The organism is Myxococcus sp. CA039A (genome assembly GCF_013336645.1).
GTDB classification, from domain to species: Bacteria; Myxococcota; Myxococcia; order Myxococcales; family Myxococcaceae; genus Myxococcus; species Myxococcus llanfairpwllgwyngyllgogerychwyrndrobwllllantysiliogogogochensis.
The window spans coordinates 1-5,714 of sequence record NZ_JABUMQ010000489.1 but is presented as its reverse complement, the minus strand read 5'-3'; the positions used below and the strand labels follow the sequence as shown (position 1 = coordinate 5,714).

At 61.4% G+C, this 5,714-nt stretch carries 3 protein-coding genes, 1 tRNA gene and 1 pseudogene; 3 read left to right on the top strand and 2 right to left on the bottom strand.

Going from position 1 to position 5,714, the window contains the following annotated elements:
* The first annotated feature begins 70 nt into the window (after window positions 1-70).
* Window positions 71-142 (top strand) — tRNA-Asn (locus HR086_RS44115).
* A 306-nt stretch (window positions 143-448) separates the two neighbouring features.
* On the opposite strand, the gene HR086_RS44110 is transcribed toward HR086_RS44115, so the two are convergent.
* Both HR086_RS44110 and HR086_RS44105 read right to left on the bottom strand, forming a co-directional pair.
* Window positions 449-907 (bottom strand): hypothetical protein, encoded by a 459-nt coding sequence (locus HR086_RS44110; RefSeq protein WP_174468632.1) that lies wholly within the window; start codon window positions 905-907, stop codon window positions 449-451.
* A gap of 249 nt (window positions 908-1,156) precedes the next feature.
* Window positions 1,157-3,592 (bottom strand): DUF4238 domain-containing protein, encoded by a 2,436-nt coding sequence (locus tag HR086_RS44105; protein ID WP_174468631.1) that lies wholly within the window; start codon window positions 3,590-3,592, stop codon window positions 1,157-1,159.
* 239 nt (window positions 3,593-3,831) lie between these two features.
* Between HR086_RS44105 and HR086_RS44100 the strand changes: the two are divergent.
* Together HR086_RS44100 and HR086_RS44095 are read left to right on the top strand one after the other, a co-directional pair.
* Window positions 3,832-5,082 (top strand): annotated as a pseudogene (locus HR086_RS44100) (IS3 family transposase).
* A gap of 93 nt (window positions 5,083-5,175) precedes the next feature.
* A complete protein-coding gene (locus HR086_RS44095; RefSeq protein ID WP_174468630.1) occupies window positions 5,176-5,607 on the top strand; it encodes a hypothetical protein in 432 nt (143 codons plus the stop codon).
* Window positions 5,608-5,714 lie beyond the last annotated feature (107 nt).

Genomic DNA, 5,714 nt, shown 5'->3' with positions numbered 1-5,714 from the left:
GGATGGCGGATTCTGACTCCGCAGGTGCAGGTGCAATTCCTGCCTCCGGTTCTCTCTTCACGCAGCACATTCCCCGGTAGCTCAATGGCAGAGCGCGCGGCTGTTAACCGCGAAGTTGAGGGTTCGAGTCCCTCCTGGGGAGCTGATTGAAAGGCTCTGCAAACTGGCAGGGCCGTTTCGGTTAACACGAGTCGCGCGATGGATTGCGGTAGGCACTCGTGCTTAAGCCCCTGAATTACAAGGGTTTTCACCCTACGACGATTCAGAGAACACGCTCTACGCTCTGCGGCTCAGAACGCGATTGCCCATCCATTCGGCCGCGGATTGGGCTTTCTGGGGCTCTCTTTCGTCCGATCTGGGGAGAGAGCAGCCGAGAGCGGTTAACAGGTGCTGTTAACCATTGGGGCAGCGGTTAACACAATCCTCCGAAAGTCCCTGCTTCTCCGCTCTATATTTTCCAGAAGAACATGTCTCTCTGTTTTCCGCTTAGGTCTCGTTCGCCGAGGAAGGAGCGGGTGACGTTCAGATCCCGCCAAAGCGGAAGCGTGCGGAGCGCGATCTTCAGGCTCGCCACGATGTTGGGATGCGTGAACGAACTGAAGCTGTCCCGCTGGACGAGTTCCGGGGGCAGCGGGATCGACATGGTCGGCTGCTGCTCGACGGCAAAGCCGAGTAGACGGTATTCGAGCTCATCACGGAAGCCGAAGCGCTTGATAAACGGCAGGCTGTGGATGTCGCTGGCGTCGACAGTGCTGATCTCCTCGAGCTCGACGTAGTCGACCGGCCGGGCGATGAAGTGGTTGCGGTTCGCGAGTTGCGCCTCAAGCTCGCGCCGGTCAAAGGCGACGCACACACCCAACTTGCCTTGGGCGAAGATCTGCCGGTGGTGACAGGTCTCGGGTGCCATCGTGAGCCACATCGCGCCGCCGAAGCCGTAGGGCAGTATCTGCTGGTAGAGCTAGAGCGCTGTGGTCGTTGGCGTCCACCTAGTGGCCGAAGCCGCGGATGGTGCTCTGCTCGCGGACGAGCATGTCGATGAGCACCGGCAGGACGGTGTATCGGCGGACTACTGAGTCGCTTACCATGAGCAATGCCTATCCGGTCCTCTCGACATGTCCGTTCAAATGCCGAACGACCTCGGGCTGCGCAGCCTCGTCTACGCCTTCTGGGCGGGCGCCGGCTCGATGAAGAATGCCATCGGCACGCTGTGCAGGTGGTGCTCGGAGCTGGACATCAGTAGCAGCCGGTTGACGTTGTTGTCCTGGATGCCGTGGGTGGGGAATATACCGCGCACCATGCCCAGAGTGAAGGAGGGGACGGTCTGCCTCAGCTGGCTCTGCGCCTCGCGATTGAGGCGTTCCAGCCGTCCAGCGAGCTGAGCATCCCAGTCGGGCTTCGCGCCCCGATGGCCCAGTTCGGAGAGATAGTTGAACACGTCTTGGAATAGAGGTCCGTAACCTTCGTATGCGCCCGTCTTTGAGACGCGCATGAAGTCGCCGATCCCATTAACGAACCCAAGCGGCGTCGTAGCAAGAGCGCGGGCGAAGTCAGCGACCGCAGAGGACTGGCGGCCACCCTGGCGCTGTACGGCCAGTTGGATCTCCTTCCAGCGACGCGGCGAGTCGGTGATGATCGAGGCGCCCGTGGCCTGGGCGAGGTAGAGGGCCATCTCAAAGTTTGGCCTCGTCTTGGTACTGCTGTGCTGACCGCCCATTTCCCCCCCCTCCATCAATCCCTCCTGCACCGCCGATAGGGGGGCGAGCTCCTGACGCCGCCGGATGTCGGCGATGGCTTCGTCGAGGCCATGGGCGTCCAGATCTGGCGACACCTCACGCAGCTGCGCGCGGAGGCCTTCCTTCGGTATCAACATTATGTTGCGGAGAGAGTCCAGTTCCAGCACTCGCCTCGCGCGTTTGTCATCGACCGGAGCAATCCGCATGCCGGCCGACCGCGCCGTCGCCATCAGCATCATCTGCTGTTGCAGGTGGATGTCGAACACCGTCGGATTGGGAATCAGATTGACGTAGCCCACCTCAACCAAAGGCATCAGCGTCAGGAACAGGAACACGGTCTTGATGAAGTCCTGATGATAGCTGCGGGGATTTTCGATCGGGCTGGACTCTGGGCGCATGTTCGCCGCGTGGAGGAACGGGTTCTGGATAATGAGCTCACCGAAGTAGAGCGCCGAACCAAGGGCAAACTCCATGATAGCCATGGGATGCAGCAACCCGGTGTAGACCGCGCGGGGTCGGCCGTCGGGCTTCGGCAGGAGCTGCAGGATGTCGGTCTCGATCGGCCACAGCGCCCGGTAGACGCTGTGAACCTCGCGGATCTGTTCGTCCGACAGGGCGCGCCTAACCCCCAGCCAGTCTAGCCCCTTGTCGAGTCCAAGTATCTCCTCAATGCCCCGACAAAGAATGAGGTTTCGCTCGCGAATCCCGATCTCAGTCCAGGTAGGCCGGAGCTGCTGCGGCAATGGCTGGCAGCAGGTGCCGAATGACATGCCTGAACCGCAGCCGCAGTCATCATGGGAGGTCAAAGCGACCTTCGGCGGAGGCTTCTTGAGGAAGTCAGACGCCTTCTCGGTCCGGCCGAACGCGTCCTGGTAGTAGACGCGCCCATCCTCGAAGCCGGCAAAGAGTTCGCCGCCGAAGCGATAGAGGGCTTCTTTGGGGGGGCGGAGCACGTCCCTCAGTGAATCCCATGGCGTCACGTCGCCCACCTCGGGGTCCAGCCACTCCTCGCGACCGGCGGCGACGTAGCGGCGCGCACGCGCCTTGATGACGCGGTTGATTCGGCGGACATCATCCGCGCTAAGCCGGCGCGTCCGTGCGAACGTGTCCGTCCTCGTGAGCGAGGTGCGGAAGTTCCGCGCGAACGTGCGCTTCTCAAGCGGCGCGGCGTCCTTGTCCTCCGCGTATTCGAAGTTGGTGAGGATCAGGCAATGGTCGCGATCGAGGGGGTAGATGGTCTGCGAGCCCTTGAGCGCAATCGATGGATCGCGCGGGTAGCAGCAGCCGTCGGCCTCCGGCGGCACACCGTGGTTGTAGATGGTAACGGGGTGGTCGCTGATGATGAACTTCACCTCCGAATCCGCAGCCGACACGATCTCGCGCACACCCTCCGTCCAGATCGTGCAGTGCATCGCCTGGATGCTCTGCATCTCCATCATCAACTCGTTCTGGGAGAGGCGGGTGTAGCTCATCTTCAGCCAGTCGAGCCCCTTGGGCGTCCGAAGCTTCTGGATGTCGATGAAACGGAATATCATCCCGAAGTGCTTGTGCCAAGCACTCGGATCCTCCCCGACGAGCGACTTAATCGCCGGGGCGCCGTCTGTGTCTATCTGGCCGAAAAGCCGCCGTTCAATTTCGTCGTTCAGCAAGTCGCCGAACGCCGTCGTGTATAAGTCGCGCTGGACAAAGCATTGCTTGAGCGAGGATTTGAAGCGGGAACGGCCGGGCCTAAGACTCCCATCTGGCATCTGATGGGCTTTCGGCCGAAGGTCACGATACGCAAGCTGGGTGCAACCCGTCTCGAGAAAGCCGCGCTGGTACCAGATCGGGACGTAATGGTTATCGCGTATGATGGACATGTGGTGGCGTTTGTAGGTTGATCGAGGCAAGTCCGGAGCGGCGGCGGTGATGCGCGGAGCGCCGACGTTAGTCGATGAACGTTCAGGTTCGGTAGCTGCCGTATGGCCCCGTCCATCCCTTGGTTAGAAGCTTCTGAGTCTTGTCCGTGTAGGCCTGCATCATAGCGCAGTATTTCAGCCACAGTGGTGTAGCCCCCATTTCGAACGGACAGGTCGCTAACGCATAGGACTAGCCTGGAATGGATACGAAGACACTCGAAGTAGAAGTCATCCCGCCGGTCCGCCCCGGTCGCCGTCGGCGGTTCAGCGCCGAGGAGAAACGCCGGTTCCTGGCCGAAGCGGAGATGGCTGGGCAGGGCGTCTCCTCGGTAGCCCGTCGCTATGGACTGTCGGCGAGCATGTTGTTCCACTGGTGGCGACTGGTGGAGAAAGGGCCGATGTCCAGCCTGGGTGCAGACGCGGCGGTAGTGCCGGAGTCCGAGGTGAAGCCGCTGCAGGCCCAGGTGCGAGTGTTGGAGCGCCTGCTGGGCAAGAAGACGCTCGAAAACGAGATTCTGAAGGAGGCGTTGGAGCTGGCGCGCCTCAAAAAACGGACGTCGCTGCCCGGCTTGCCGCCCAAGGGCGGTACCCGGTGAAGGCGGTGGCCGAGGCCCTGGACATCTCCCGGAGCAACCTCATGCTCCGGGCGGAGTCGACGGGCGCGGAGGCCCCCAAGAAGCCGCGTGGATCCTACTTCAAGCGCACCGACGAAGCTCTGCTGGCGAGGATTCGCGCCGTCACCGACGAGCGTGCCAGCTACGGCTACCGCCACGTCACGGCTCTGGTGAACCGGCAGCTCGTCTCCGAGGGGCAACCTCGGGTGAACGCCAAGCGGGTGTACCGGGTGATGAAGGCCGCGGGGCTGTTGCTGGCCCGCAACAGCGGCAAGCCCACACGTGCCCATGAGGGCACGGTGGCCACCCTCAAGAGCAACCTGCGCTGGTGCTCGGACGCCTTCGAGATTCGCTGCTGGAACGGGGAGCGCGTCCATCTGGCCTTCTCGCTGGACTGCCGCGACCGCGAGGCCATGGCTTTGCAGCCACTACCGGGGCCTCACCGGCGAGTTGGTGCGCGATTTGCTGGCCGAGACGCTCGAGGCCCGGTTCGGCGCGGGTTGCCGCCAGGCACCGCACCCGGTTGAGTGGCTCACCGACAAGAGGCTGGCCTACACGGCCCTCCAGACGCGCGAATTCAGGGCCAGCCTAGGGCTGCGCATCCGCACCACGCCGGCCTGCTCGCCCGAGAGCAACGGCATGGCCGAGTCCCTCGTGAAGAGCTTCAAGCGCGACTACGTGTACCTGGCTCGCCTCAACAGCGCCGAGGTGGTCCTTGAGCAGCTGCCGCGCTGGTTCAACGACTACAACGCCGTGCACCAACACAAAGCCCTGAAGATGCGATCCCCGCGCGAGTTCCGGCTCGCGAATTTACCCCACTGGCCATGCCCGACTTGACCGGGGGCAACTCCACCTCCCCTTGCGACTTCTTCCGTTCTTCCAATAGCGTTCACCACCCGCTTCACAACAGTTCCACACAGGAGACGCTGCGTGAAAAATAAACCACCGCCAACATGGCCCGAAAAGGTAAAAGGACTACCTCGAACCCTCGACCGGTTCCGAGCGGCGAGTGTCTTTTTCGACATCAAATACCCACCTTTCTTAATTGGCAGCATCGAGGCACGCAAATGGACGAGCTGGGCCTCGCTATCTGCCGTCGCAAGCATTCCGGAAGTGATTGAGTACGATCTTGAAGATCTCGGTCTATTGAGCGCGTGGCAGAGCGCACCAGAACCCCAAGGAATTCGAACAAACAAAACACTAGCAATTCTCAAGGAACTTCGGAACTACGAAATGCATATCGAATATCAAGACAGATTATCCCACCTCAACATCGATTCAGATCGAGTCCGCGAACCAATCGACCATAACAGCTTCTTCTTCTCCCCCGTCTCCTGGAGTAAGAGCCTCTATCAAATGTGAGGATAGAGGCTTCGGAAGAGCATGACGCAGCAGCCGAGGACGAGGAAGCCGAAGTGGATGTCGTCCCTGCGCTCGTCACGGACACGGAGCCGACGAAGTTGATTCTT

Bases quoted from the DNA above. Each gene is read 5' to 3' on its own strand.
- HR086_RS44110 (WP_174468632.1), bottom strand. From the start codon at position 907: ATGGCACCCGAGACCTGTCACCACCGGCAGATCTTCGCCCAAGGCAAG.
- HR086_RS44105 (WP_174468631.1), bottom strand. From the start codon at position 3,592: ATGTCCATCATACGCGATAACCATTACGTCCCGATCTGGTACCAGCGC.